The organism is Actinophytocola sp. (assembly GCF_009379765.1).
Lineage (GTDB): Bacteria > Actinomycetota > Actinomycetes > Mycobacteriales > Pseudonocardiaceae > Actinophytocola.
Map to the genome: position 1 here is coordinate 1 of NZ_WHTD01000063.1, position 25,409 is coordinate 25,409.

General features: G+C 67.3%; 23 protein-coding genes and 1 pseudogene. 12 read left to right on the forward strand and 12 right to left on the reverse strand.

Annotation, left to right across the window (positions count from 1 at the left end; genetic code table 11):
• Positions 1 to 336 precede the first annotated feature (336 nt).
• From GEV28_RS20010 to GEV28_RS20020, 3 genes are all read left to right on the forward strand, one after another.
• Positions 337 to 1,689, forward strand: a complete 1,353-nt coding sequence (locus GEV28_RS20010; protein ID WP_291413623.1) for a hypothetical protein — start codon at positions 337 to 339, stop codon at positions 1,687 to 1,689.
• A 37-nt stretch (positions 1,690 to 1,726) separates the two neighbouring features.
• Positions 1,727 to 2,812, forward strand: coding sequence for a tripartite tricarboxylate transporter substrate-binding protein (locus GEV28_RS20015; RefSeq protein WP_291413624.1), 1,086 nt, complete (start codon positions 1,727 to 1,729; stop codon positions 2,810 to 2,812).
• 146 nt (positions 2,813 to 2,958) lie between these two features.
• Positions 2,959 to 4,125, forward strand: a complete 1,167-nt coding sequence (locus GEV28_RS20020) for an MFS transporter (RefSeq protein WP_291413625.1) — start codon at positions 2,959 to 2,961, stop codon at positions 4,123 to 4,125.
• A gap of 78 nt (positions 4,126 to 4,203) precedes the next feature.
• On the opposite strand, the gene GEV28_RS20025 is transcribed toward GEV28_RS20020, so the two are convergent.
• Positions 4,204 to 6,312: a tripartite tricarboxylate transporter permease gene (locus tag GEV28_RS20025; RefSeq protein WP_291413626.1), complete on the reverse strand. Its 2,109-nt coding sequence runs from the start codon at positions 6,310 to 6,312 to the stop codon at positions 4,204 to 4,206.
• A gap of 197 nt (positions 6,313 to 6,509) precedes the next feature.
• Here GEV28_RS20025 and GEV28_RS20030 point away from each other — a divergent pair, with 197 nt between their 5' ends.
• From GEV28_RS20030 to GEV28_RS20045, 4 genes are read left to right on the forward strand one after another with little or no spacing between them, the layout of a single operon-like run.
• The gene (locus GEV28_RS20030) at positions 6,510 to 7,334 is read left to right on the forward strand and encodes an alpha/beta hydrolase (protein ID WP_291413627.1); all 825 of its coding nucleotides are present in this window, start codon (positions 6,510 to 6,512) and stop codon (positions 7,332 to 7,334) included.
• A complete protein-coding gene (locus tag GEV28_RS20035) occupies positions 7,327 to 7,773 on the forward strand; it encodes an Ohr family peroxiredoxin (RefSeq protein WP_291413628.1) in 447 nt (148 codons plus the stop codon). The genes GEV28_RS20030 and GEV28_RS20035 overlap by 8 nt, the downstream gene beginning before the upstream one ends.
• Positions 7,770 to 8,693 (forward strand): alpha/beta fold hydrolase, encoded by a 924-nt coding sequence (locus GEV28_RS20040; protein ID WP_291413629.1) that lies wholly within the window; start codon positions 7,770 to 7,772, stop codon positions 8,691 to 8,693. The genes GEV28_RS20035 and GEV28_RS20040 overlap by 4 nt, the downstream gene beginning before the upstream one ends.
• Positions 8,690 to 10,720, forward strand: a complete 2,031-nt coding sequence (locus GEV28_RS20045) for an FAD-dependent oxidoreductase (protein ID WP_291413630.1) — start codon at positions 8,690 to 8,692, stop codon at positions 10,718 to 10,720. Before GEV28_RS20040 ends, GEV28_RS20045 begins: the two co-directional genes overlap by 4 nt.
• Positions 10,721 to 10,747: 27 nt before the next feature.
• On the opposite strand, the gene GEV28_RS20050 is transcribed toward GEV28_RS20045, so the two are convergent.
• The 7 genes and pseudogenes from GEV28_RS20050 to GEV28_RS20080 all read right to left on the reverse strand — a co-directional run.
• Positions 10,748 to 12,166: an ethanolamine ammonia-lyase reactivating factor EutA gene (locus GEV28_RS20050; protein WP_291413631.1), complete on the reverse strand. Its 1,419-nt coding sequence runs from the start codon at positions 12,164 to 12,166 to the stop codon at positions 10,748 to 10,750.
• The gene (locus tag GEV28_RS20055) at positions 12,166 to 13,377 is read right to left on the reverse strand and encodes a hypothetical protein (RefSeq protein WP_291413632.1); all 1,212 of its coding nucleotides are present in this window, start codon (positions 13,375 to 13,377) and stop codon (positions 12,166 to 12,168) included. The genes GEV28_RS20050 and GEV28_RS20055 overlap by 1 nt, the downstream gene beginning before the upstream one ends.
• A gap of 68 nt (positions 13,378 to 13,445) precedes the next feature.
• Entirely contained in the window at positions 13,446 to 15,386 is a 1,941-nt protein-coding gene (locus GEV28_RS20060; protein ID WP_291413633.1) for a tripartite tricarboxylate transporter permease, read from the reverse strand.
• Between the two features lie 258 nt (positions 15,387 to 15,644).
• On the reverse strand, positions 15,645 to 16,730 hold the full coding sequence (locus GEV28_RS20065) for a tripartite tricarboxylate transporter substrate-binding protein (protein ID WP_291413634.1): 1,086 nt from the start codon (positions 16,728 to 16,730) through the stop codon (positions 15,645 to 15,647).
• 11 nt (positions 16,731 to 16,741) lie between these two features.
• The gene (locus GEV28_RS20070; protein ID WP_291413635.1) at positions 16,742 to 17,032 is read right to left on the reverse strand and encodes a hypothetical protein; all 291 of its coding nucleotides are present in this window, start codon (positions 17,030 to 17,032) and stop codon (positions 16,742 to 16,744) included.
• Positions 17,033 to 17,088: 56 nt separating this feature from the next.
• Positions 17,089 to 17,499, reverse strand: a complete 411-nt coding sequence (locus tag GEV28_RS20075; protein WP_291413658.1) for an NAD-binding protein — start codon at positions 17,497 to 17,499, stop codon at positions 17,089 to 17,091.
• Positions 17,497 to 17,889, reverse strand: a pseudogene (locus GEV28_RS20080) (NAD(P)-binding domain-containing protein); the annotation flags it as partial. The pseudogene GEV28_RS20080 and the gene GEV28_RS20075, both read right to left, overlap by 3 nt.
• Before the next feature lie 29 nt (positions 17,890 to 17,918).
• Between GEV28_RS20080 and GEV28_RS20085 the strand changes: the two are divergent.
• Both GEV28_RS20085 and GEV28_RS20090 read left to right on the forward strand, forming a co-directional pair.
• Positions 17,919 to 18,422 (forward strand): MFS transporter, encoded by a 504-nt coding sequence (locus GEV28_RS20085; protein ID WP_291413636.1) that lies wholly within the window; start codon positions 17,919 to 17,921, stop codon positions 18,420 to 18,422.
• Complete coding sequence (locus GEV28_RS20090) at positions 18,362 to 19,171, forward strand: MFS transporter (RefSeq protein ID WP_291413637.1); 810 nt, start codon at positions 18,362 to 18,364, stop codon at positions 19,169 to 19,171. Before GEV28_RS20085 ends, GEV28_RS20090 begins: the two co-directional genes overlap by 61 nt.
• Positions 19,172 to 19,192: 21 nt before the next feature.
• On the opposite strand, the gene GEV28_RS20095 is transcribed toward GEV28_RS20090, so the two are convergent.
• A complete protein-coding gene (locus GEV28_RS20095) occupies positions 19,193 to 19,936 on the reverse strand; it encodes a FadR/GntR family transcriptional regulator (RefSeq protein ID WP_291413638.1) in 744 nt (247 codons plus the stop codon).
• A 136-nt stretch (positions 19,937 to 20,072) separates the two neighbouring features.
• On the opposite strand from GEV28_RS20095, the gene GEV28_RS20100 reads away from it, so the two are divergent.
• The 3 genes from GEV28_RS20100 to GEV28_RS20110 all read left to right on the forward strand — a co-directional run bounded on the left by GEV28_RS20100 (position 20,073) and on the right by GEV28_RS20110 (position 22,735).
• On the forward strand, positions 20,073 to 20,807 hold the full coding sequence (locus tag GEV28_RS20100; protein ID WP_291413639.1) for a class II aldolase/adducin family protein: 735 nt from the start codon (positions 20,073 to 20,075) through the stop codon (positions 20,805 to 20,807).
• Positions 20,808 to 20,906: 99 nt separating this feature from the next.
• Positions 20,907 to 21,230, forward strand: coding sequence for a 2Fe-2S iron-sulfur cluster-binding protein (locus GEV28_RS20105; RefSeq protein WP_291413640.1), 324 nt, complete (start codon positions 20,907 to 20,909; stop codon positions 21,228 to 21,230).
• A gap of 278 nt (positions 21,231 to 21,508) precedes the next feature.
• On the forward strand, positions 21,509 to 22,735 hold the full coding sequence (locus GEV28_RS20110; protein WP_291413641.1) for an FAD-dependent oxidoreductase: 1,227 nt from the start codon (positions 21,509 to 21,511) through the stop codon (positions 22,733 to 22,735).
• Here GEV28_RS20110 and GEV28_RS20115 read toward each other — a convergent pair.
• The 3 genes from GEV28_RS20115 to GEV28_RS20125 are packed head-to-tail and all read right to left on the reverse strand — an operon-like array spanning position 22,682 to position 25,355.
• Positions 22,682 to 23,674, reverse strand: a complete 993-nt coding sequence (locus tag GEV28_RS20115) for an ABC transporter substrate-binding protein (RefSeq protein ID WP_291413642.1) — start codon at positions 23,672 to 23,674, stop codon at positions 22,682 to 22,684. The two genes, GEV28_RS20110 and GEV28_RS20115, sit on opposite strands and share 54 nt — an antisense overlap.
• Positions 23,675 to 23,676: 2 nt before the next feature.
• Positions 23,677 to 24,669 carry an amidohydrolase family protein gene (locus GEV28_RS20120; RefSeq protein WP_291413643.1) on the reverse strand — a complete coding sequence of 331 codons (993 nt, stop codon included), beginning with the start codon at positions 24,667 to 24,669 and terminating at the stop codon, positions 23,677 to 23,679.
• Entirely contained in the window at positions 24,666 to 25,355 is a 690-nt protein-coding gene (locus tag GEV28_RS20125; protein WP_291413644.1) for a 4-carboxy-4-hydroxy-2-oxoadipate aldolase/oxaloacetate decarboxylase, read from the reverse strand. The genes GEV28_RS20120 and GEV28_RS20125 overlap by 4 nt, the downstream gene beginning before the upstream one ends.
• Positions 25,356 to 25,409: the final 54 nt, after the last annotated feature.

A 25,409-nucleotide genomic window follows, 5' to 3' on the forward strand; every position in this document is an offset into this window, starting at 1 on the left:
AAACGGTGGCTACCACCCGCCCGTCCCCGGCATCCCTTTCCTGTCGTGCGCTTCGACGCCAGAACCCGAGGCAGGAGCCCAGTGCGGTAATCCCGCACGCTGGGATCTGTGCGGGGGGCCGCCCGCAAGGGCGGTCCCTATCGCGATCAACGTCAGTAGATCCCAAATGCGGTTGTCATTCTCATGCGATCCACGACCGAGCCGCAGCCGAGCCGCAGCCGATTGACTTTGGCAGAATGGTCTGATCTTATAACCAAAGAGGCGGAGGCGCGCGCTCGAGACCGATTCGGGGGCCGCTCCGTGGGTCAGCAGTTAACTTCGCAGCGAGGAGTTTGTATGTGCGGCGTGGACCATGAGGGGCATCCAGTTGGCGGTTCAGGATTTGGCTGTTCGAGTGGCGAACCGACCGAGCTGACGGCCGACTCGGTGGCGGATTTCCTCGCGGGTGAGGAGGAGATCCGTCGAACCGCGGCCGGATTCATCGGTTACGGGCAGACACGCCCTGGTGATCGTGTGCTCATCGGCATCGACAATCAGTACGAGTACGAGGCCGTGACTCCGATCGCGGATGCTCTGCGCCGTCGGGGCGCCAGCGTCGATGTCGTGGTGGTCGACATCGGCCCTGACCGAGAGTTCAACGAGCTGGACGAGCTCGGAGTGCTGATCCGACGCGAGGATCGACGGCTCAACCCACGCCGCTGGGATGCTGTCCCCAGGGTGCAAGAGCTGGCCGCGCACGGCAAGTACGACCTGCTCGTCCACAAGAAGGGCGGCGGGATTCCCAACACCCCCTTCCGCTACGAGGCGATCCCGTGGCTCTCGCTGGAACACCTGGTCAACGAGGCGACCACCTACCCCCGCGAGCTGCACACGCTGATCAACGAGGTGGCCTGGGAGCCCTTCCACTCCACGGGGCTTGGTGGCACCGTGCACCTGACCGATCCCGAAGGCACCGACCTCACCTACACGCTCAACGAGGACTACTTCGACGGCACTCGGCGCAGCTACGGGAGCGAGCCGTTCTGGGGCCACCTGCTGGCTCACGGTCCGACGCCGATCCTTCCCGACGAGGACGCCCGTGGTGTCGTCGCCGGAACTCTGAGCCACTTCTCAAAGGCCTACCCCAAGATCGAGCTGACGGTGGAGAAGGGCCGGATCGTCTCGGTTGGCGGCGGCGGCGAGTACGGCAGGGCATGGACCGACTTGCTCGAGGAATCCAACTCGATCAAGTACCCGTGCTTCCCAGAACCCGGGCTCTTCTACCTGTGGGAAGTTGCCATCGGTACGCACCCGCTCATCCAGCGCCCATCCAGCATCAAACACCTGTCCAGTGGCGGGTTCGAGTACGAACGCCGTCGCAGCGGCGTCGTGCACATGGGATTCGGCACGCGCTGGGGCGGCGAGGAGGAGGACTGGGCCGCAAAGCAGGGTCTGGTGTACGGGCACCTGCACGTCCACCTGAACTTCGCCACGCTCACCATCACCACACGCTCCGGCGAAGAGATCACGGTCATCAAGGACGGTCGTCTCACTGCTCTGGATGCGCCACAGGTCCGGGAGACCGCGGCTCGCTACGGCGACCCCGACTCGCTGTTGAAGGAACTCTGGATCCCTCAGGTTCCTGGCATCACAGCACCCGGCAACTACAACGACTACGCGGCGAACCCCGCGAAGTACGTCTACGCCTAGCCCCCACGTCAGATCAGGAACTCCGGGAGTACAGACAATGGCTTCATCGAGGTTCAAGTCGGCGGCCGCGACCATCGTGGCACTCACCACAGCGCTTGCGCTGAGCTCGTGTGGCTCGGACGACTCGTCCGGCGGAGGCGACGGACTCTTCACAGGCAAGACGATCACGTTCGTCTCGCCGTTCCCGCCAGGCGGACAGGCAGACATCCGAGCTCGTCTGGCGGCAGAGAACTTCGCCAAGTTCGCCCCGGGCAAACCACGGGTCGTGGTGCGCAACCAAGACGGTGGCGGCGGCGCAGTCGCCATGAAGGACGTCCTGCAGAACAAGGACCCTGACGGCACCACGATCGTTGTGCCGACGGTCGGCGTACTGCTGCGCTGGCTGCTGAAGGAAGCGGGCCACGACTACCCGTTGAATCAGGCGAAGCTGGTGGGAAGCATGCCCGGCTCGAACTTGTTCGTGGTGAGAAGCGACAAGGCGACGACGGTCGACGAACTGCTCGAGTCGTCAGGAAAGTGGGTGGTGGGTGACAACGCGCCGAACTCGGCCCCCGGTCTGGGCAACGAGCTCGCCGCCAAGCTCCTCGGCATCGATATCGACCACGTCTTCGGGTTCGAGGGCGAAGGTCCCCTAGCGCTGGCAGTGGAGCGCGGCGAGGTGGACATCGTCGCAGTCGGCGATGCCGCTTGGCGGCAGACCTACAAGCCGCTCAACAAGGTCACGCCGATCTTCCAATGGGGGATCCTCGATGCCGACGGGGTCACCACTCCCAGCGAATTGCTGGCCGACACCAACACCAAGACTCTCGAGGAGGTCCTGGTCGACCTGAAGGGTGAGGCCCCAACGGGGCCGACCTGGGAGGCGTTCCAGGCGATCATCGGCCTGCAAGCCTTGGACACTCCGCTACTCATACATCCAGACACCCCCGACGAGACGCTGGAAGCCCTGCAGTCGGCGTGGGCAGCCATGGTCGCCGACGACAGCTGGGCAGAGCTGAGCCAGGAGCGCCTCGGCGCGATCCAGCCGACGATCCCCGGCGATGAAGCAGCGGCCGTGATGGACCGTGCGCTGAAGCCGTCGGAACCAGCTCGCAACGAGCTCCTCGAGGTCAGCGGGGGCTAGTCCGCGACTGCTCGGGCGGACGAACTCCCGCACTCCGCTGCTCCGCGGCTCGATGAACGAGCCGGGGGTAGCGCCGCCTCAGGGGCCATGCGGCACGGCCAGCCCCGTCGGGCTCCAGACAATGGCCCCACCCGAGAAAGCCATCGATGTTCGATACAGCGTTCCGGACACCGTATCGACCGTTCTTCATCTCTACCTTCCTGACGGCCATCGGGTCGTGGATGCACAACGTTGCCGCCGCGATCACCGTCTACCAACTCACCGGATCGGCCTTTGTGACCGGCATGGTGAGCGCCGCACAGTTCGGGATGATCCTGTTGCTGGCACCTGTTGCCGGCCGCGTGGCGGACAGCGTCGACAAGCGCCTGATCATTGTCGTGTGGCAAGCTGTCACAGCTGTCGCCGCAGGACTGCTCGCCGTGCTCGTCGCCCTGGATCTGCAGTCGCCCCTGGCCATCATCTTGATCGCACTCGCGATGGGATGCACCGACGGAATCGCCAAGCCGGCAAGTCAGGCGATCCTCCCCGAGCTGGTCGGGCCACGGCGAGTCGACGAGGCCATCGCTCTAAATTCCGTCTGCTACAACGTGGGTCGAGCGCTCGGCCCGGGCCTGGGCGGTGCGCTGGTCGTGGCTGCCGCATCATGGTTGCCGTTCGCGCTCAATGCGGCATTGTCGGCTGTGGCCTTCTGGCTCGTCGTCCGTGCACACGGACCCGAGTGGGAGTCGCGTTCGGGGTCGGTGTCAGCAGGTGGCATGGCGTTGCTGAGAACCAGAGGTATCCGCGTCGTCCTGCTCTCCGGCGTCGCCGTCGCGCTCGCGGCAGACCCCGCTCTCACCTTGGCGCCGCAGATGGCCGCCGAGGCTGATCAGTCATCCGGCTTTGCGGGCATTATCGGATCGAGCTTCGGCATCGGCTCCTTGCTGGCATTCGCGGGAATGTCCAAGGTGCGCAAGTCCCTCGGTCTCACATCCATGGGCAGCATCGGGCTGGCGTTGATCGGGATCGGGGTGGCGACAGCCGGGCTGACGGCAGGAGACCATGTCCTGGTCCTGGCGTCGATAGGGCTGGGCGGCGCCGGATTCATGACCGCCGCGGTAGCCCTCGCCTCTCTCGCACAGCAACGAGCCAACCCCTCCGAGTTGGGCAGAGTGATGGCTGCCTGGGGCGCGGCCTTCTTGGGGATGCGACCGATCGCCTCACTGCTCAACGGAGCCATCGCCGACGCGGCTGGGCTCGTCGTCGCGTGTGTCGTGGCAGCTGTGCCCGCGTTGGTGATGTCGACCCGACTGGGCCGGCCCTCAGGTAGTTGAGTTGAGGTTCACGGCGTGCCGGCGGCAACAGTCGCGTCTTGAGCGCCAGGCAGGTCAGTCGGGTCATCGGCTGCCGGATTAGCCCGTTCTCCAGAGGCGACCCGGCGGAACGAACAGGATGCCGTCCATCACCACCGAAATCAGCAGGTAGACGAACCCCGCGGTCAGCACCGCCGCAACTGCGGCTCGTAGCAGCCCGGAACCGTGCACGCGAAGCAGGAAGTACAGGGTGTACGCGCCAAGCGCCAGAGGCAGGCCGACCGCCCAGAATGCCGCGAGCAGCACGAACAACGACAACAGCATCGTCAGAGCGTTGGCACCTTCCGCGGGCTCCTCGACTTCGACCTCCACCGTACCGAGGGACGGGTGCTCCCCGGCGATGCTGTCGTGGAGCGCATGAGAAACCTCGGCTTCGACCTCGTGCGACGTGGCGAGCCCGACGCTGCCGGGCACACCTTCTGACGCGGTGGCGGCCGGCAGTCCCGCCTGGTCAACTGATGAACGACGGAGGCGAGCCGCCTCCCGGCCGACCTGGATGAGGGCCATCGTCGCACCCACCGCGCTCACGAAGAGCGGGAAGCCTCCGGCGTTCCGCGGCCAGCTGAAGGCGACCAGGCCGGTGACGACGAAGAGCCCGAGGAGGCACCCTCCGAACGCGACGCTCGCCCAGCTCGCTTTCGTCGAGCCAAGGCTGCCGTCCTCCGACGTGGGTGTTTCCGAACGCGACAGGCTGCGATAGGTCAGCCACACGGTCAGCGCTGTGACCGCGAGCAAGATCAAGACGATCGGTCGGGTCAGCGCATCCCAGCCGAAGAGTCGGACGTTGAGCCAGAAGGAGTTCTCTTCCTGGCGGCCGAGGATGAAGCCGAGCACCATCGGAATGATCGGCCAACCCGCCCTTTGCATCAGGACGGCGAGAAGGCCGAACAGCACCGCCACTACCACGTCGGCGAACTGGCCCGTTTCCGCAGCCGCGCCGATGAAGATGAAGGCGACGATGAACGGGACCAGAAGGGTTCCGGGAATGTAGGCGACCTTGGTGATGTAGCGAATCATCAGCAACGAGACCACGCCGCCGAGTATGTTGCCGATCACCAGCACCCAGATCATGAAGAGCGTCACGTCGAGGTTTGTGCCGACCATGTCGGGCCCGGGGCGCAGACCGAGCATGACGAAGGCACCCAGCAGGACCGCCATCGCCGCGCCTCCTGGCACTCCGAAGGCGATCGTCGGAATCAGGCTTCCGCCCTCGCGAGAGTTGTTGCTAGCGGCCGGGCCGAGGATTCCCTCGACTGCACCGCGGCCGAACTTTTCCTTCTCCTTCGAAGTCTGCATGGCATGGCCGTAGGCAGCCCACGCCGCGACGTCACCTCCCAGCCCTGGCACGGTGCCGATGAAGGCGCCGAGGACACTGCACCGCAGCACGGTCCATTTGTGCTTGACCGTGTCGCGCAGCCCTGCCCACACTGAGTCACCGCTTTCGCCGGAGACGGTCGAAGAGACTCTGCTTATGCTCTTGCGGCTGCGCGCCAAGCTCAGCACTTCGGGGATGCCGAAGACTCCGATGGCGAGTGGAACGATGGCCAGCCCGTCGAGCAGGTAGTCCTGGCCCAGAGTGAATCGTGGCAGCCCCGCTTGCGCCTCGGTCCCAACGGTCGACAGCAGCAGTCCGAAGAAGCCCGCCGTGACGCCTTTGAGGATCGCGCGTCCGCTGAGGCCACCCACCATGGTGAGACCGAGCAGGATCAGGACGAAGATCTCTGGAGAGGAGAACTTCAGGACCAGAGGCCGCAAGATGGGGAGGGAGGCACCGAGCACGGCGGCACCGACGATGGCGCCGACGACGGAGGCGAAGATGGCACCGCCCAACGCTCGTTTGGGCTGCCCCGCCTTGGTCATCTCGAACCCGTCGAGGACCAAAGGCGCTGAAGTCGGCTGACCCGGAACACCTATCAGCACCGCGGTGAGATCCCCGGTGATGGCGGTGATGCCATAGACGCCGAGAAGTAGCGCGAACGCCTGATAGACGTCCAGGTCGGTGACGAAAGGCAGAAGGAGGGCCATGGTCGTGATGACGCCCAGCCCGGGAAGGAACCCGACGAGGGCACCCAAGGCCATGGCGATCAGCAAGATGATGATCGTCTTCGGGTCCGCGAGTGGGGCAAGACTGTCCCAGAAGACCGTCATGAATCAGACTTCGCGTTCGTCACCGTCACTACTACGCCCAAGACGCGGCGTCCTCGATGCCTGGTGACGACTTCGATGCGTCATCGGAACCTCCCTGCAGCCACTGCCCGACGTGAGTGATCCAACGTAGCATAGATTGGTCAGTCCATACGAGAGTTAGTCCAATCCTGGACCGTCAATCAACTCCTGGAGGAACCGTGCAGGTCGACATGACCATCGCGAAGATCAACGGCATCGACACCGCATACCACACTCAGGGCAACGGGCTCCCCCTGCTGCTCATCCACGGCACCGGTGTCCCAGCCTCGACCTGGCCGGCGCGGTGGATCGAACGACTGGCGCAACGGCGCACCGTGGTCACCTACGACTACCGGGGCACCGGTAGTACGCCGTCCACCCCCGAGCCCTTCACCACGCGGGATCTGGCAGCGGATGTCATCGGGATCCTCGACCACCTGGGTTTCACGACCGCGGACGTGCTCGGCCACTCGATGGGTGGCCGGGTCGCCCAGTGGGTTGCCCTGGACCGTCCTGAACTGGTCCGCAAGCTCGTGTTGGACTCCACTGGACCCGGAGAGTTCGGCGGCGAGTTCACCGTCACCCGCGGAGTGCCTCTCCAAGTCGCAGTGGAGATCGCCGAGATGGGCATCATCGAGCACTTCAAGCACGAGATGCGCGAGGTGGGGTTCTCCAGCGCCGACAAGCAGGGATATGAAGAGTTCACCCAGGCCTTCGAGGCCAACGCGACGTCCGCGGGCGACTACATCAGACTCACCTACGCCCGCCAGCTCCACCAGACCACCGAGCTGTTGGAGAACATAAAGCAGCCGACCCTGGTCTTGGTCGGCGAGCTGGAGACGACCAACGGTGGCACCGGCTCACATGTCGACCAGGCCCGCCACCTGGCGTCAGCCATCCCGAATGCGGAGTCCAAGCTGCTGCCGGGGTTGGCACACTTCCACTTCTGGGAGGCTCCCGACGAAACGGCCGACCTGATCTTGGACTGGCTTGGCGATGAGTGACGATGGCCGCGCGCTGACGAGCCGCCTCTACACCGCCAGCGTCTCAGCTCGGGGAGGCCGGAACGGCACGGTCACGTCCGAGGACGGGCAGCTCTCGTTGACGCTGGCGAAACCCGGTTCGCGGCAGGGCACCAACCCGGAGCAACTGTTGGCAGCCGGCTGGTCGGCATGTTTCCAAAGCACCCTGGTGGCCGTGGCTCGTCGAGAGGAGCTTCCCCTCGCCGATTCCATGGTCACCGTGGCGGTTGCGCTCGGCCGCACGGCCGACGACAAGTGGGGCCTCTCGGCCGAGATCTCGGTGCAGGCGACCGGAGTCGACGACACCCAGCTCGGCCACCTGATCGAGACCGCACATCAGGACTGCCCGTTCTCGCGGATGGCGACCAACGGGGTAGACGTGCGAATCACGGCTACCAACACCTCAGGAGCGACCACATGACGTCTGTGCGCCGTCGGTATGCCGACCTCCGTCACGGCCAGATGCACTACCGCGAGGTGCTGCCAAGCGGTGAGCAGAGCGGAACCGTGTTGATGTTGCACCAAGTGTCCAGTTCCTCGGCCATGTACGAGGCGGTGATGCCTCTGCTCGCCGCCAGGGGACTGCGCTGCATCGCCCCCGACACGCCCGGCTTCGGGGCGACGGATCCGTTGCCGGCCGACGCCGGCATCCATGACTTCGGCGACACGTTCGTCGAGTTCATCGAGGCCCTTGGGCTCGATGATTTCGCCTTGGTCGGTCACCACAACGGAGCCCGTCAGTCGGTGATGCTGGCAGCAAGACACGTCCCAGGGCTCTGGGCGGTCGCCCTGGTGAACCTGCCCTATCACCCGGACAAGACGTTGCGAGGTGAGCGCTTCGTGGAGAAGCGCATCGTCGACCCCGCACCCGATGCCGATGCCACCCATGTGCTGCACGAGTGGCATCGCCTCGGTGACCTGGCCCGCGAGGCACTGCCACCCGGGGTGGCCGGCATGGATCCTGCGCATCACACTCGAGAACTGATCGACACCCTCCGTGCGGAGAACTACGCCGCCATGTATCGAATCTCGTTTTCTCACGACATCGAGGAGAGTCTCGGCGCGATCGAGGTGCCGACGCTCTTCGTCGCTTGTGACGGGGACTGGCTCGGGAGGAACCAAGCTTCAGCTGCTGTCCTCGTCCCTCGAGGCGAGCACGTCGATCTCGCCGGTGGAGTCTTCGTCTTCGACCAGCGCCCGCAGGCAGTGGCCGACGTCATCGCCACGTATCTGGAGACGACCTCGGCGACCTCGGCCCAGCAGGCTGCTGACGCGTGGCCATGGGGAAGGGTCGATGGGGACTCGTCAACTGATCAGCTGCCGGCAGGAGGCTTCTGGTGAGGGTCCTGACAGCGACCACCGTGGGACCGATCCGGTTGCGCAACCGAATCGCCACGACGGCGCACACGACCCTGTTCGCCGACGCCGATGGTTACCCGTCCGCACGGTTGATCGAGTACCAAGCCGCTCGGGCACGGGGGGGCGTCGGGCTCATCATCAGCAGCGGAGTCAGAGTGCGCCCAGCCTCGGACATCCCCAACCGCCTGTCTGCCTCACGCGACGAATGCATCCCGAGGTTCGCCGAGCTGGCCGAACGCATCAGGAGCGAGGGCGCGCGCTTCTTCGTGCAGTTGTCGGAGACCGGACGCGTGCACGGGACCTTACGCAATCCGCCGGTGTCTCCGTCTCCGATACCCTGGCGGCCCTTCGCCCCCATGCCGCATCAGCTCAGCACCGGCGAGGCAGCAACGATCGTCGCGGAGTTCGGTGCCGCTGCGCGCCGGATCGCGGCCGCAGGCGCGGATGGGATCGAACTGCAGCTCGGCCATGGCACTCTCCTGCAACAGTTCCTCTCTCCCGCAAGCAACCACCGACGAGATCGTTACGGCGGATCCTCACAGGCCCGGCTGCAGTTCCCGCGCGAGGTCTTGCAGGCGGTCCGCAGCAGTGTTCCCACCGGTACGGCGCTGAGCCTGCGAATCTCGGCAGACGAGTTCGTGGACGACGGGTTGCACGTCGAGGACATGCTCGAGATCGTCGCTGACCTTGTGGAGGGGGCCCCGGTCGATCTGCTCAATGTCAGCCATTCGGCTTACACCGACTCGTCGGACTCGCTGACCACGCAGGTGGCCGACATGTCGTACCCGGCTGTTCCGTTCAGGCATTTCGGTGCCCGGTTCCGGACTGCCTTCCCCCACATTCCTGTGCTGATCGCCTGCCGTGTGGACACCCTGGAGCTGGCCGAGCAGCTCGTGGAGCAGGGCGCAGCAGACCTCGTCGGGATGACCCGGGCACACATCGCCGACCCCGACATCGTGCGCAAGCACCTCGACGGGAACTCGGGCACGATCCGGCACTGCATCGCGTGCAACCAGGGCTGCTTGGGAAACCTGGAGCGCGGCGTGCCCATCACCTGCACGGTCAATCCCGGGGTCGGCTTCGAAGCAGAGACAGATCGCTACCGTCAGCTGACGGCCCGGCTCCCCTCGGGAACCGATCAAGTCGATAGCGGCGAGTCAGGCCCGACGTCGGACCTGGTGCTCGTGGTCGGCGCCGGACCGGCCGGGCTCGAGGCAGCGATCGAGTGCCGGCTGGCCGGGCTTCGTGTGCTGGTGGTCGAGCGTGAACTGGAAGCGGGTGGCCAGCTCAGGCTCGCCTCCTCGGTCCGTGGTCGCGAGCTTTGGCGGCGCGCCGTCGACGACCAGCTCGACCTCGCGCGTTCGTTAGGAGTCGATATCGACTTCGGCACGTCGTGCTCAGCTACGACGGTCATCCGAACGTCCCCCGCGTCGGTCGTCCTGGCCACGGGCAGCCGAGAGGCAGAGCTCGCGCCGCTGGCTGGCGTCCGCCATCTCGACATCGAGGAAGCAGTCCGGTCCTTGCCCGCACTCCGGGAGCAGCCGGCCGTGCTCGTCGAAGACGAACTGGGCGGATGGCCGGCTGTGGCTTTGGCGTCCGACCTTTGCGCGGCTGGTGTGGACGTCCGGCTGGTGACCAGCAATGACCAGCTGGCGCCGCTGGTCACGCTCTACTCCAAGTTCGGGCTCCTCGATCGCCTGAGGAAGGGCCGCGCGCGGGTGCACCTGATGCGCAAGGTCGAGGCCGGCCCGAACGGTTTGTCCTTGGTAGATGTGGTGTCAGGTGATCGCGAGCCGATTCCCGAGGTTGGCACGGTGATCACCGCGCAAGCTCGGACTGCCGACGACACCCTGGCCCAGGACCTGCGAGACGCGGGGTACGCCGGTGACATCCACCTCGTCGGCGATGCCTTGGCGCCTCGTACGGCGCTGGAGGCGATTGCCGACGGCCGCGCGGTGGCAGGTCTGGTCGTCGCGCGATCCATCTCCGCCCACGGCTCCCCTACCTGAGCAGCGCACGACGTCGCGCCGATGTGGTCAGAAGACCAGCGACTTCACGACGACGGGAACGGAGTTGGAATCGGGCAGGAACGAGCCGATGTCGAGGAAGCCGAACTCGGACACGTTGACTCCGTCCACCGACGCCACGGGCAGGTCGGGGTCGATCTCGCTCAGACGCCTACCCAGTAGCCGCGCCACATCGTCATCGCAGGCCAGGATCACCGATCCCGAGCGGGAGCCACCGACCCCCTCGTAGAGGCCGGCAGCGACCGCATGCAAGCGATCCCAGGTCGCCGAACCCCTCCAGCGCACGGCAAGAGCGACCGGTTCCTCGGGAGCCACCCCTCGGGAGCGGATCAACGCATTGATCTCGGTGGCCAGCAGCTCCGGCTTGATCTGCTCGTCGGAGAGGTCGAAGAGCGGGACCAGCGTCGGCGCGTTGCGAATAGGGAGTACGTCGGCCGAGGAGACGTAGATCGTGCTTCCACTCACCTGGACGGTGTACTGCGAAGCACCGAGCACGGTCGCTCTGATGCCCCCACTCAGCGGAAGGATCGGGAGATCGACCGGACCCAGCTCCTCGCGAAGTGTCGCCGCCATCCCCACTCCGAGATCGCCCAAGTCACGGTGAGCAGCGTCTCGGAACAGTTCGCTGACCCCACCGGAGAGCGTGAGCGCATCGACGTCACGGAGGGATGGGTTGCTTCCTGCCCGCCTGATCGGCAGCTCAGTGGTGGCTTCCCCGTCGACCAGCTGAGTCATCAGCTGGGTTATGAGGAAGGCCGCGATGCGGGCGCGGTCCGACTCCTCGAGGAGCTCTCCGACCCGTAGATCGATGCCGAGCGCCTCGGCCGCCAGGAGCCCGAACCGCTCGGTCCGGGTCACCCGACCCTCGTCGTCGACGGCGACCAGGCGTGCGCCCACGTCAAAGATCGCACTGCCGGTGACGTCGCCCGAGTCGCAGACGACGACCTTGGTCGTGCCTCCGCCGATGTCGATGTTCACGATCTTGATCCCGCGTTCCCTCGACGCGGCGAGGGCGCCTGACCCCTGAGCCGAGAGCATCGCTTCCAGCTCGTCGCCGGCACTGACCGAGACGAACCTGCCTGCCTCTTCGGCGAAAATCGCCGCGATCTGCTGAGCGTTCTCCCGCTCCAGCGCGACGCCGGTCAGGATGAGCGCGCCAGTATCGATGTTCGCCGGCCGGACCCCTGCCCGCTCGAACTCCGCGTGGAAGAAGTCGGCAAGGGCCTCACCGTCGATCTCGTTGTCCGACCGGTACGGGGTCAGCAGCACTGTAGACTCGAACGTTGCCGCACGGTCGATCACTACATACCTGGGACCGACCTTCTTGACCGTCAGCTTCGAAATCGTGAAATGAGTCGTCGCGGAGCCGATGTCCAAGCCCACCGAACTGAGATCGAACTCGTCTTCGGTCTCGATGAGGACTGGCATCAGACTTTGTACACCTCCTGAGGCATGTCGAACGGTATGTCCGTCTTTGCGAGCTCGCGCTGGTACTCCTCACGGATGAAGGGATCCTCCGTGTCGTAGCTGATCGAGCTGCCACCGTCCTGGAGGTCGGCATTCACCCAGACGCGCCGGCGGTTCCTGCCGGAGTACTCCTGGTACTGAAGGTTCGGCACCCCACCCATGAAGACGAGCATCCTGATCCCGTCCTTGTCTGTGGGGAAGTGCTGGTGGAACCAGTTCCCGCCGCCGGGAGCCGCAGCCACCAGACCACCTGCGATGTAGTCCACCCGCTTGACCTGGTCGGCGTGCCCGTCTTTCCACGGTGTCGGCCCACACCCACTGGGCCAGTTGTACGTGTACCCCTGGCCCTTGATGCAGATCAGCACGGCGAACGACGGATGGGTGTGCGCCTTGGAGTAGCGACCAGGCAGGTGATGGCCGATGAACGTCGTGAAGTTGCCGTTTGCCATGTTGGGCTCGATCCGCCGGAAGCCCGGGGAACGCTGATTGTCCAGGGGAAGCTCGCAGTTGGCGATCTCTGGGATCAGGTTGGTCCGCCACATAGCGCGCTGGAGCTCCGCGGTCTTCAGGAGCTTGAAGTCGGGATCGTAGGCGTCGGCCGAACCCGAGTACCTCTCCGTGAACGCGAAGTCGTTCTTGAACACGAAGTCGCGGTTCTCGAAAATGTTCATGATGAAGGGCGACGTGTTTCCGACGATCAGGAGGCAGCGCTTCCGTCCGCCGTTGATCAGCCTGAAGGACGTGTTGATCGGGATCGCGAACAGCGATCCGTCGTGCCACTCGAACCGTTGACAGACATCGCTGCCCGTGGCCCACACCTCGGTGGATCCCTCGCCCTCCACGACGTAGTACTTCTCTTCGTAGATGTGGCGATCGATCGCGAGTGCCTCCCCGGGTGGGATCTCGATGACGTGCATTCCGAGGAGATCGACGGTGCCGTCGGGCACCAGGAAGGCGGCATTGCCACCCAGGCGGTCCCATGGCTTCAGTTCCAACTCCCTGACGTCATGGTATCCGGGCGCCTCGTAGATCGGGATGCCCTGTTCCGCCATGTACTTCTGGTACTCGGTAGGTGGCCGCTCGACGACCATCTTTCCGTTCTCGAGACGACCGGCGACAGCCGAGCCGCTAACTTCCTCGAAGTCGTCATCATGGTGGTGGTGGTGTTTCATCACATTCCCTTCTGTTTCCGCGCGTCGCGCGTCTGCGAACGATCAAGTCCTCGGGCTCCGGCAAGCTGCTAGGCGTACAAGCCCAGCAACCCGCTCGGTAGGTGGAGCTCGAAGACAGTGCTGAATAGATAGCTGAAGCCGAACCCACAGATGGCGGTGACCACCAGGGCAGGGACAATCTTGAGGACCCGCTCCACCATGAAGTAGGCGAAGACGAACACCGTGATCGCAACGGCGAAGCCCAGCACGTAGACGCCGATGAACACTGCGATCAACCACAGGATCATCCTCGAGGTGTACTTCACCTTCAACGGGTCGAGCAGCAGCAGATCTTCGCGCACCGCGCCACGCCGTCTCGGCCGCTGCCGAGTCAACTGCACGATCCGGAGCAGGCACAAGCCGGTCAGTCCGGTGGCCACGATGTCAGGGAACAGGCTTGCCTCTTTGGGCCATTCCCGCGCCATCACCAGCATCGCGATCCCCCAGCATGCCAGCACGGAGCACACGGTGGTCTCAGCCAGCCAGTAGGTCGGACGCGGCTTTGCCGAAGGGTCCTCGGTGTATTCGGCTGCGATGGAGTGGCGACGCTTGAGCCGGGCGTTCCGCACGCGGATCGTGACCACCAAGATGGTCGCGAGCCCGAAGAGAATCAGCACGCCAGGTCGCAGCAGCCAGGAGAATCCCATCAGCGTGTAGCTGATCCAGAGACTGTTCTCGGTCCGGTCGGCCAGCACGAAGCCGAGCAGGAGCGCCGGGCGGGACCAGCCGACCCGGTCCATGAACCATCCGAAAATCCCGAACGCCATCATCACCATGGCATCGGCCATCAGGCCGCGTTCGCCGAGCGCCGCGATGACGAGCATGACGGTGATGAACGGGATGATGACGATCGGCTTCACATGGGCCAGGGACGCCAGGCGCTTGAGCAGCGGATAGGACGCGATGACTCCGAGGATGTTGGCGAGCACCATCGCGAAGATCAGGAACAGGGTGATGTCGGCATTGGCCTCGAGCATGTCGGGTCCGGGGTTGAGTCCGAGGACCAGCAGGATTCCCAGCAGGACCGCTGAGATCGATCCACCAGGAATTCCGAAGGCAAGGAGCGGGATCATCTGACCGCCGTCCTTGGCGTTGTTGGCCGCACCCGGCCCGATGACGCCGTCGATCGCGCCCTTGCCGAACATCTCAGGGTGCTTGGAGGACTGCTGGGCGTGGGCATACGCCATCCACTGGGATACGCCACCGCCCAGGCCGGGGATGAGCCCGACGAAGATCGCGATCAGGGAGCAACGAACGATCAGGCCCCATCGCTTGAGCGCCTCTATCGATCCGTCCAGCACTCCGCCGAAGCGGCCCGTCGCCGCTGGGCGACCAATGATGCGTTGCACCGCCAGGTCGATCAGTTCGGGGATCGCGAAGAGACCGACCGTAGCCGGCACCAGAGGAATCCCGTCGAAGATGCTCAGCTCACCGAAGGTGAAGCGCAGGATCCCGGTCTTGCCGTCCATGCCGATCATGGCGATCGCAAAGCCAAGCGCAGCAACGAGCGCTCCCTTGGCTACGGAGTTCCCGCTGATCACACCGATGAGGCACGCACCGACCACCGTCAGCGCGAAGATCTCCGGGGATCCGAACGTCAGGATGAATGTACCGAGCACCGGGAGGAATGCGGCGATCGACAGTGCGCCGATGATGGCACCCAGGAACGATGCCACGGTGTCAGCGCCCAGCGCCCGACCGGCTTGCCCCGACTTCGTCAGCGGCAGTCCGTCCACGATGAGAGCCGCGCTCGTCCCGTCTCCGGGTATTCCGAACAGGATCGACGTGTAGTCCGAGGCCAGCGAGCCAACCGCGATCGTCGACATCAGGAACGCCAGCGCCTGGTAGGTGTCGAGCTGGACGACGAAGGGGAGCGCAAGCGCGATGCCGACTGTCGATCCCAGCGCCGGCAGAAGCCCGATGATCGCCCCGTACACACCCCCGATGAGGAGCCACATCAGGACGCTCACTGAGAAGAGCTCAGCGAGGGCGAGGCCCGACGAACCTAGATCCACCAACTTCTCCTCATCCGACCTGCCGATACTGTCGGCCGGTGGCTCGTGCTGTCAGGCTGTGCTGACCGCGACGTTGTGCTCGTCGTACTCGCCTTCTCGGTCGACGGGGTCTTCCGGGCGGCACTCGGCGAGCTAAGGACTCGGGCTTGCGCAAGACCTCGGTGGTCGAGGTCTTGCGCAAGCCCAACCGTGGTGCCTCTGGGTGCAGAGCCGTCACTCCTCAGCGGAGTCGATGATGTACTGCTTGACCTGATCCGGCATCGAGGTGACCTCTTTGAGCTGGTCCTGGGCCACGGCGCCGTCGAGCACGTCGATGGAGCCTCCGTAGGCGTCGGTCGCCTTGGCCAGGAACTCCGGGTTGTTCAGGGCCTTGGAGAACGCCTCTCGCAGGGCTGTCACGTAGGTATCCGGGGTCTTGGGTGCGACTATGTACAACTGCTGCAGGGTGTTGAGCAGGATCAGGCCTCGGTGGAGTTCGAGCTCTTCGCCCTCGAGCGGCTTCCCGTTCACCTCTTCGTACGCCTCGGCGATGGTCGGCACGTCCTTGAAGAACTCACTCCGGTCGATGTTGCCGTCTTCACCCACGACGCCCTGCTGGAACAGGTTGGTGTATCCGCCGATCTTCTTCTTGATCGGTCCAAAGGAGCTGGTGAACGCCCCGGCCGACATGGACGAGCCTTCGATCTCGCCTCGCAGCATCGCAAGGGCAACCTCGCCGTAGCCGCCGTAGCCGAACGTCTGCTTGAGCTTCAGCCCCAGCAGCTCGGCCGCATTCTTCTCGATCAGCGAAGGACCGGAGTCGCGGTTGGAGTTGCCGGTGACCCAGGGCTCGGTCTGGCTCCGGGCGATCAGATCCTCCAGCGAGTCGGCTGTGGACTTGGTCGTGAAGGTGATTCCGCTTCCCAGCACCCCGGCGAGCGCGTGGAAGTCGGGCAGCGGGTAGTCGTGCCCTTCCTCACCAGTGAGCCAGCGAGCCTGGGTGCCCGGGGTGATCACGACCATGGTGAGCGCGTCTGCCGGAGCTTGTACGACGTCGTTCATGGCGAGTGCGCCGCCGCCGCCCTCTTTGTTCTCGATGATGACGGTGGGCTTTCCCGGAAGCTCCTCGGAGAGGAACGGTGCCAACAAGCGCGCCGCTACGTCGGCGCCACCGCCGGCGCCGAAAGGCACGATGATCGTGACCTTCTCCCCCTTGAAGTGTTCAGCGGGCTCTTCAGTCCCGCTGGTGTCGCTCGACGAACCACAGGCGACCAGTGCGGGCGCCACGATCGCGACGGCAAGGTTCCGCAGTTTCCTCATTGCAGGGCTCCTCACAAAGCTGTTTTGTCGTGCCGCTCAGACGCAGCCAAGCTGACGACCGACCCCCACAGCTCCGCTAGATGGTGGGCGTTGAGCACCTCGTAGTCCGCGAGGTCGAACCAGTGGCCGCGGTTGTTGCGCCACTTCCGTTCCGGGAGGTCCATCTTGCGCAGGTCATGCGGGACGACGAGACCCTTGATGGGCGGGTGCTGCCGGTTGAACTCGTCCCGGGCCGCGATCTCCGACGAGTCGCGGTTCTTCTTCTCACTGGCTAGTACGCCCTTGCCATAGTCGTCGCGCACTCTTCACTCCTTCGGGTCGAGTAGGGATGAGTACACCCCAGTAGTGGACTAAAGGTCTAACCTTTCTCGGGGAGAGTTACGGGAAAGTTACCCTCGTCGCCGTTGCTCCTGGCGGGGTCGTGCAATGGTCCGCCGGCGAGCAGCCGGGCGACGTCGGCGACGGTGATTCCCTGCATGATCCGGCGGGCCGTCGCCGCGGCCGGGATGTCGAGCCCGACCTCGGTCGCGAGGGCCGCCGTGTTCGCGAGATCCTTCGCGTGCCAGGTCAGGCGCATGTGCTGGAGCTCGCGCAGGGTCCGCGAGTCGGTGGGGCCGTCCATGAGCGCCCGGCGTAGGACCGCCACCTCGACGCCGGCCCGGCGACCGAGCTCCAGCGCCTCGGTGATCGCGCAGATCTGGGCCCAGTGCACGAGGTTGTTCGCCGTCTTGCCGACCTGGCCGCTGCCGAGCGGCCCGAGGTGGTGCACGGCCGCCGTCCAGGGCTCGAGCAGCGGGCGGATGCGGTCGATGACCGCCGGGTCGCCGCCGACCATGAGGTTCACCTCACCCGCCGCCGCCCCGCGCACCCCACCGGTGAGCGCGGCGTCGAGCACGTCGACGCCGGGTGGCGCGGCGGCGGCGACCTCGGCGCAGGTCTGCGGCCGCAGCGACGAGCACAACAGCACCACCGCCCCCGCCCCGGCGCCGGCGAGCGCGCCGGACCGTCCCATACAGACATCGAGGACGTCGCGGTCGGTCGGGACGAACACGGCGATCACGTCGGCCTCGTCGGCGGCCCCGGCGGCCGTGGTCGCGACGTGCGCGCCGAGGTCGCGGGCCGCGCCGGTCAGCGCGTCGTCGAGGTCGCGCACGGTGACGCCGACCCCCGCGGGGTGGCGCGGCGCGCGTGTTCCGTTCCCTCGCGGTGCCGAACTACCGCTTCTACGTGATGGGCCAGATGGTCAGCGTCATCGGCACGTGGATACAGCGGGTCGCCCAGGACTGGTTGGTGCTCGACCTGTCCGACTCCGCGGTGGCGCTCGGCATCGCGACCGCACTGCAGTTCGTGCCGATGCTGCTGTTCGGGCTGTGGGGCGGGGTGCTCGTGGACCGGCTCGACCGGCGCCGCACGATCATGACCACCCAGGCGGTGAGCGGGGTGCTCGCCGTGGCGGTGCTCACCGGTGTGGTGCAGCTGTGGATGGTCTACGTCCTGGCGCTGTGCCTGGGCTTCGTCACCGTTCTCGACGTGCCGGCTCGGCAGGCGTTCGTCACCGAGCCAGCCGGCGTTGTTGACCGTCGAGTTCAGCGACTGGGCGTTGACGTCTCATCGCGGCGGTCGACGTCGGCGTGGCGTTCGCGGTCAACGCGGTCTCGTTCGCGGCCGTCCTCTTCGGGCTCGCCAGCATGAACACCGCGGCGTTGCGCCGGGCGCCGCGGGCGTCGCGGGTGTCCGGCGGGGCCAGGGAGGGGCTGCGTTACGTCTGGGGTCATCCGGAGCTGCGGGCGTGCATGCTGCTGGTGGCCGTGATCGCGCTCTTCGGCCAGAACTTCCGGGTGGTGCTGCCGCTGCTCGCCCGCGACACGCTCGGCGGTGGCGCCGAGTTCTACGGGTGGCTCACCTCCGCGCTCGGGATCGGCGCGGTGCTCGGCGGGCTCGCGAGCGCCGGCCGCCGCGTGGTGACGTCGTGGTCGCTGCTGCGCTGGACGTGGATCTTCGGCGGGGTGAACGTGGTCGCCGCGTTCGTGCCGGGCCTCGGGTTGGCCCTCGGCATGATGGTGGCGCTGGGGATCGCGAACATCTCGTTCAACACGCTGGCCCGCACGATGCTGCAGGTCAACACGGAGCCGGAGATGCAGGGCCGGGTGATCGCCCTGCACAGCTTCGTGTTCCTCGGCAGCACCCCGATCGGCGGCCCGGTCGCCGGATGGCTGTGCGAGCGCTGGGGCGCCGGCGCCGGGCTGCTGCTCGCCGGGGTGTCGGCGGGCCTCGCCGCCCTCGCCGCGCGGCCGTTGCTGCGCCGCGAACGCGCCGCGCCGGGGCCTGTTCAGGACCCCGCGCCGGACTCGGCTCAGGACCATGTTCATGACGCCGCCCCGGACGCCGCGCCGGACCCGGCTGATGACACGGCGCCGGCCTCTGCTCGCGACCCTGGCTGATGACCCCGCTCGCGAGGCTGCTCAGGACGTCTGAGCCACCCGGTCCGCGGTGCGCTGCAGGTGCTCGCGCATGATCGCGGTGGCGGCGTCGACGTCGCCGTCGGCGACCGCGTCGACGAACCTGGCGTGCTCGGCGGAGCCCTTGCGGCCCATCAGCGGCGCCCGCGTCTTGGCTTTCTTCAACGACATCAGCATCGGACCGTGGAAGCTCTCGACGAGCATCTCGATGGCCGTGTTGTGCGTGCACGCCGCGACCTTGGTGTGGAACTCGGCGGACAGCGACATCGAGTACGTGTCGTCCTTGAGCGCGGCCTTCTGCCGCTCGCAGATCTCCCGCAGCGCGGCGATGTCGGCCTCGGTGGCGCGTGCGACGACCATCGGGACGATGCCGAGCTCGAACACCATCCGCGCCTCGGTGACCTCGGCGGCGGTCAGCGGGCTGAGCCGGAGCAGGTCGGCGAGTCCCTCGCCGAGCCGTGCGTTCGTTGGGGTGGTGACGAAAGCGCCGCCGTGCGCACCCACCCGGATGTCGACGAGACCACCCGCCTCGAGCACCCGCAACGCCTCGCGGACGGTGACCCGGCTGACCCCGAACCGGCTGCAGAGCTCGCGCTCGCTGGGCAGCCGGTCGCCCGGCTTGAGCTTGCCCTGATGGATGAGCATGCGGATCTGGTCGACGATGACCTGCGAGACCCGCCCCAGGCTGACCGGGCTGAACAGCTCCGGCTCGGTCGCCTGTTTGCCGGCCTTGTCCTCGACGGTCATGGGCCCATCCTCCCTCATCGAGCCACCCCACGCGATGCTGGCCCGGTTGACTATCTACGGTCTAACCGAGAAAATAATCATACCAATAGCCCAAATAGCGTCAGGGGAGCCGTACGGTGTCCCGCCGAGACCTGAGATGACGGCACCGCAGCTACGCCGGACGATCGCGACGGCGTGTCGGATCCTGGCGAACGCCGGCCTCGCCGAGGACATCCTCGGCCATGTCAGCGCGCGCGTCGGGACCGACACGATACTCGTCCGCTGCCGAGGCCCACGGGAGCAGGGTCTGCTCCTCACCCTCGACGAGGACGTGCGGCAGGTCGACCTCGACGGGCGCGGGGACGAGCTCGAGAGCTGGTCGGTCCCGACCGAGCTGCCCATCCACGCGGAGATCCTGCGCGCCCGCCCCGCGGTCGACGCCGTGGTCCACTGCCATCCGCCCGCCGTGTTGGCGGCCGCGTTGGCCGGGGTCGAGCTGCGCCCCGTCTTCGGCGCCTACAACATCCCCGCCGCCCGCATGGCCCTCGACGGGATCCCGGTGTACCCGCGCAAGATCCTCGTCCGCCGCCCGGAGCTCGGCCGCGAGCTCGTGGCGGCCATGGGGGTCGCGCCGGTGTGCGTGCTGAGCGGGCACGGCATCGTGACCGTCGGGTCCGGCCCGCACGCGGTCGAGCAGGCCGTGGTGCGCGCGCTGAACCTTGGCCTGCTCGCCCGGGTCGGCGTCGAGCAGGCCCGGTTGGGCGGCCGTCCGGCGGACCTGACCCCCGAGGACATCGCGGAGCTGCCGGACCTCGGCGCCGCGTTCAACGACCTGAACCTGTGGCGCCACCACGTCGCGAGGCTGCGGCTGACCGGCCTCGAGCTGGACTGAACCGATATCACACCGCACGTAGTTCCGGTATGTTCCTTCTCAAGGTAGTATGATTATACCATTGCCACGCTGGCGCCCGGCCCGGCGAGAGGACCGACAGTGCCCAAGGTCACCTACGTCGCGGTCGACGGATCGCGGTGCTCGATCGACGCGACGGTCGGCGACTCGGTCATGTCGACGGCGGTGCGCAACGGCGTCCCCGGCATCGTCGGGGAGTGCGGCGGCAACATGTCTTGCGCGACCTGCCACGTCTACGTCGACGCGGAGTTCGCCGCCCGCGTCGGTCCGCCCGGCGACCTCGAGGACGCGATGCTCGACCTCGGCGTGTCCGACCGCCGCGACACGAGCCGGCTGTCCTGCCAGATCGCCCTCACCGACGCCCTGGACGGCCTGATCGTCACGACCCCGGAAGAGCAGTCATGACCGCCGTGAGCAAAAGCGAAGAACACAACGACAGACAACAAGGACAAACAAGGACGACAGGCAACGACGACGACCAGAGGCGCAGTAGCTCCCGGTCACCGGTGAGCGGGAGTGACGGAGCGTTCGCCGTCTGGACGGAGGAGAAGCGCAGGCGCGTCAGCGCCGAGCATCGGACGGAGGAAGACGGCGAGTAGCGGAGGAGCGGAGCGAACCATCCAACACAGCACGGAGGAAGACGGCGAGTTAGCGGAGGAGTGGAGCGAGCCATCAAATACAGCATGAACACCGGGGGTGTGCTCGTCGTCGGGGCCAGTCAGGCCGGGGTGCAGGTCGCGGTTTCCTTGCGGGACAACGGCTTCGATGGTCCGGTCACGCTCATTGGCGCGGAGGTGCGGACGCCGTACCAGCGGCCGCCGTTGTCGAAGGCGTTCCTCGCCGGGACTGCCGACGACACCGCGATCGAGCTGCGGACGGCGGCGTTCTACGCGGATCGGCGGATCGACATCTGGCCGGGCGAGCGGGTCACCCGCTTGTACCTGTCCTCGGCCGGCCCGCGTGGTTCCGGGGTCGCGTTGACCGACCGTGGCTGCACGTACTCCTTCGACCGGCTCGCGCTCACCGTCGGCGCTCGGCCCCGGCGGCTCGACGTTCCGGGTGCCGATCTCGCCGGGATCGCCTACCTGCGCACCGCCGAGGACGCCGGCCAGCTGCGCTCCCATCTCGCGGCGGCGGGGGACGTCGTGGTCGTCGGCGGTGGGTTCATCGGCCTGGAGGTCGCCTCGGCGGCCCGCGCGCGGGGCCGGTCGGTGACGGTGGTGGAGGTGGCCGACCGGTTGTTGGCTCGCGCGGTCGCGCCGGTGGTGTCGGAGTTCTACCGGGGCGCGCATGTCCGGCGCGGGACCGCGGTCCGTCTCGGCGTTGGGGTCGCGGCGATCGAGGGCGTGGCCGGCCGGGCGACCGGGGTGCGTCTCACCGACGGCACCCTGCTGCCGGCCGACCTGGTGGTGGTGGGCGTGGGGGTCGTGCCCCGCACGGAGCTCGCCGAGCAGCTCGGCCTGGCGTGCGCTGGCGGGATCGTGGTCGACGAGTATGCGCGCACCAGCGAGGCCTCGGTCGTGGCGGCCGGCGACTGCACGGTGATGCCCAACCCGATGACCGGCGTCGGCCGGGTGCGGCTGGAGTCGATGCCCAACGCGATCAGCCAGGCGCGGGTGGCCGCCGCGACGCTCATCGGCGCCGAGCCGCCGTCGGTCGAGGTGCCGTGGTTCTGGTCGGACCAGTACGACCTGAAGCTTCAGATCGCCGGGGTCGCCGACGGCTACGACCGGGTCGAGCTGGCCGGCGATCCCGCGGCGGAGCGGTTCTCGGTGCGCTACTACCGCGACGGGCGGCTGTTGGCGGTCAACGCGGTGAACAGCGCGCGGGACTACCTCTTGGGGCGCAAGGAGATCTCAGACCACCGCCGACTCGGTGGACTCGGGGGCGAAGAGCTCCTCGGGGCGTAGGCGGCGCCCGGACAGGCCCTGCTCGTGGTGGTAGCGCAGGAAGGTCGCGAGCGTGTCCTGGTTGGGCCCGAGCCCGTAGGACCAGTAGTCGGCGCCGAGCGTGCGCTCGGCCTCCTCGAGGTGCTGGTTGAGCCAGGGGAGCATGAACCGGAGCGCGGAGGAGTCGTAGAGCCGCGCCCGCGCGTCGTCCTTGGACAGCGTGAACGCCTTGTACAGCGACGCGGCAACCCACGGCCACCGCTCGTGCACGTCGCGCCGGATAACGACGACGTGCATGATCGGGAAGATCCCGGTGGCGGCGAAGTAGGCCTGCTCGGCCGCGACCACGTCCGGGAACAGCCGCCGCACCCGGGGGTCCCGCTCGGCGAACGGGCGGGGGATGCGCGGGGTGACGAGCGCGTCGAGCTCCCCGCTCGCGAGCATCCCGGACAGCGTCCGGTCCGCCGCGGCGCGCTCCACCCGGATGCGCCCCGGCAGGTCGAGCGCCTGCTTCTCGATCCGGCCGGGCCGCTCCTGGCCGCCGGTCAGGTGGGTCATGGACTCGACCGGGACGCCGTGGTGCTCGGCCAGGATGCCGCGGACCCACACCGACGCGGTGAGCTGGAACTCCGGCGTGCCGACGGTTCGACCGCGCAGGTCCTCGGGCGTGGTGATGCCGGCGGCCGCGTTGACGTAGACCGAACTGTGCCGAAAGCTCCGCGAGGTGAACACCGGGATCGCGACGAACGGCGCCGGGTCGCTGCGCAGGGAGACCACGTAGGAGGACAGCGACAGCTCGGCGACCTCGAACTCCTGGTGGCGCAGCATCCGGAAGAACGTCTCCTCGACGGGCAGCCGCAGGTAGGTCAGCTCGATGCCGTCCGGCCGCACGGTCCCCTCCTCGAGCGCCCGGGTCCGGTCGTAGTCCCCGCAGGCCAGGGTCAGCCGCAGCCGGGACACGCTCAGCCCAGCCGCTCGTCGAGCCGCGGGTACACGCGGCGGGCGTTGCCGGCCATGACCTTCGCACGGTCCTCTTCGGACAGTGGAAGGTGGTCGACGTAGCGTTTCGTGTCGTCCCAGTGGTGTCCGGTCTCCGGGTCGACGCCGCGGACGGCGCCGAACATCTCCGACGCGAACAGGATGTTGTCGACGTCGACGACGCGGTGCAGCAGGTCGATCCCGGCCTGGTGGTAGACGCAGGTGTCGAAGAAGACGTTGCGCATCAGGTGCTCGGCCAGGCTCGGGCGCCCGAGCCGGTCGGCGAGCCCGCGGTAGCGGCCCCAGTGGTAGGGCACCGCGCCGCCGCCGTGGGGGATCACGAACCGCAGGGTCGGGAACGTGGCGAACAGGTCGCCCACCAGCAGCTGCATGAACGCGGTCGTGTCGGCGTTGAGGTAGTGCGCGCCGAGGGTGTGCGCGGCGGGGTTGCACGACGCCGAGACGTGGATCATCGCGGGCACGTCCAGCTCCACCATCGCCTCGTACAGCGGGAACCAGTACTCGTCGGTGAGTGGCGGGGCGCTCCAGTGCCCGCCCGACGGGTCGGGGTTCAGGTTGACGCCGACGAAGCCCAGGTCCTCGACGCACCGCCGCAGCTCGGCGACCGAGTCGGCGAGCGGGCCGCCGGGTGTCTGGGGCAGCTGGCAGGCGCCGGCGAAGTGCCGCGGGAACAGCTCGACCACCCGGTGGACGACGTCGTTGGACGCCCGCGCCCAGTCCCGCGCCGTGGCCGGGTCCGGCACGTGGTGTGCCATGCCGGACGCCTTGGGGGAGAAGATCATCAGGTCGCCGCCCCGCTCGCGCAGTATCCGCAGCTGGGTGGTCTCGATGCTCTCCCGGACCTCGTCGTCGCCGATGCGGGCGGGCGTGGGTGCCGACCCGGCGAGCTGGGCGTCGCGGAACGCCTGGTGCGCGGCGGGTGCGGTGGTGTAGTGGCCGTGGCAGTCGATGATCATTCGCCGGGTTCCTGGTCGACGTAGGTGAGCCCCTTGCGGGCGAGCCGGCCCCGCATATCGTTCGCGTCGAGGCTGAGCTCGCCGGCCTCGTAGCGGGCGCGGGCGCCGGCCTCCTTCTCCGCACGGGCCCGCGAGGCGGCGAGGACGTCCTCGGCCGCCGGGCGCGCGACGACGACGACACCGTCGTCGTCGGCCACGACCACGTCGCCCGGCCGCACCAGCGCGCCCGCGCACACCAGCGGCAGGTTCACGTCGCCGAGGGTCTCCTTGACCGTGCCGGTGGCCGACACCGCCCGCGACCACACCGGGAAACCCATCCGGGTGAGCTCGGCGATGTCGCGGCAGCCGGCGTCGATCACCAGCCCCCGCACGCCCCGCGCCCGGAGCGCGGTGGCGAGCAGCTCGCCGAAGTAGCCAGCGTCCGACGGCGACGTCGGCGCGACGACGAGGATGTCGCCGTCCCGGCACTGCTCGACCGCGACGTGGAGCATCCAGTTGTCCCCCGGCGGGACGCTGACGGTGACCGCGGTCCCGCTGACGTGCGCGCCGGGGAAGATGGGTCGCAGCCGCGCGGCGAGGAGCCCGGTCCGGCCCTGCGCCTCGTGGATCGTCGCCACCCCGAGGCCGCCCAGCGCGTCTACAGTGGACCTGTCGGCACGCGCGATGTGCCGTACCACGACGCTCATGATGCCCCCTCGCAGGCTCGGTCGAGCCGCTCGCGGTCGCCCTGTGACACTTGT

Coding starts and splice junctions, on each gene's coding strand:
- GEV28_RS20100 (WP_291413639.1), top strand. CDS start 20,073: ATGACGGCACCGCAGCTACGCCGGACGATCGCGACGGCGTGTCGGATC.
- GEV28_RS20120 (WP_291413643.1), bottom strand. CDS start 24,669: ATGATCATCGACTGCCACGGCCACTACACCACCGCACCCGCCGCGCAC.
- GEV28_RS20020 (WP_291413625.1), top strand. CDS start 2,959: ATGTTCGATACAGCGTTCCGGACACCGTATCGACCGTTCTTCATCTCT.
- GEV28_RS20110 (WP_291413641.1), top strand. CDS start 21,509: ATGAACACCGGGGGTGTGCTCGTCGTCGGGGCCAGTCAGGCCGGGGTG.
- GEV28_RS20055 (WP_291413632.1), bottom strand. CDS start 13,377: ATGAAACACCACCACCACCATGATGACGACTTCGAGGAAGTTAGCGGC.
- GEV28_RS20125 (WP_291413644.1), bottom strand. CDS start 25,355: ATGAGCGTCGTGGTACGGCACATCGCGCGTGCCGACAGGTCCACTGTA.
- GEV28_RS20095 (WP_291413638.1), bottom strand. CDS start 19,936: ATGACCGTCGAGGACAAGGCCGGCAAACAGGCGACCGAGCCGGAGCTG.
- GEV28_RS20050 (WP_291413631.1), bottom strand. CDS start 12,166: ATGCCAGTCCTCATCGAGACCGAAGACGAGTTCGATCTCAGTTCGGTG.
- GEV28_RS20015 (WP_291413624.1), top strand. CDS start 1,727: ATGGCTTCATCGAGGTTCAAGTCGGCGGCCGCGACCATCGTGGCACTC.
- GEV28_RS20025 (WP_291413626.1), bottom strand. CDS start 6,312: ATGACGGTCTTCTGGGACAGTCTTGCCCCACTCGCGGACCCGAAGACG.
- GEV28_RS20065 (WP_291413634.1), bottom strand. CDS start 16,730: ATGAGGAAACTGCGGAACCTTGCCGTCGCGATCGTGGCGCCCGCACTG.
- GEV28_RS20010 (WP_291413623.1), top strand. CDS start 337: ATGTGCGGCGTGGACCATGAGGGGCATCCAGTTGGCGGTTCAGGATTT.
- GEV28_RS20035 (WP_291413628.1), top strand. CDS start 7,327: ATGAGTGACGATGGCCGCGCGCTGACGAGCCGCCTCTACACCGCCAGC.
- GEV28_RS20040 (WP_291413629.1), top strand. CDS start 7,770: ATGACGTCTGTGCGCCGTCGGTATGCCGACCTCCGTCACGGCCAGATG.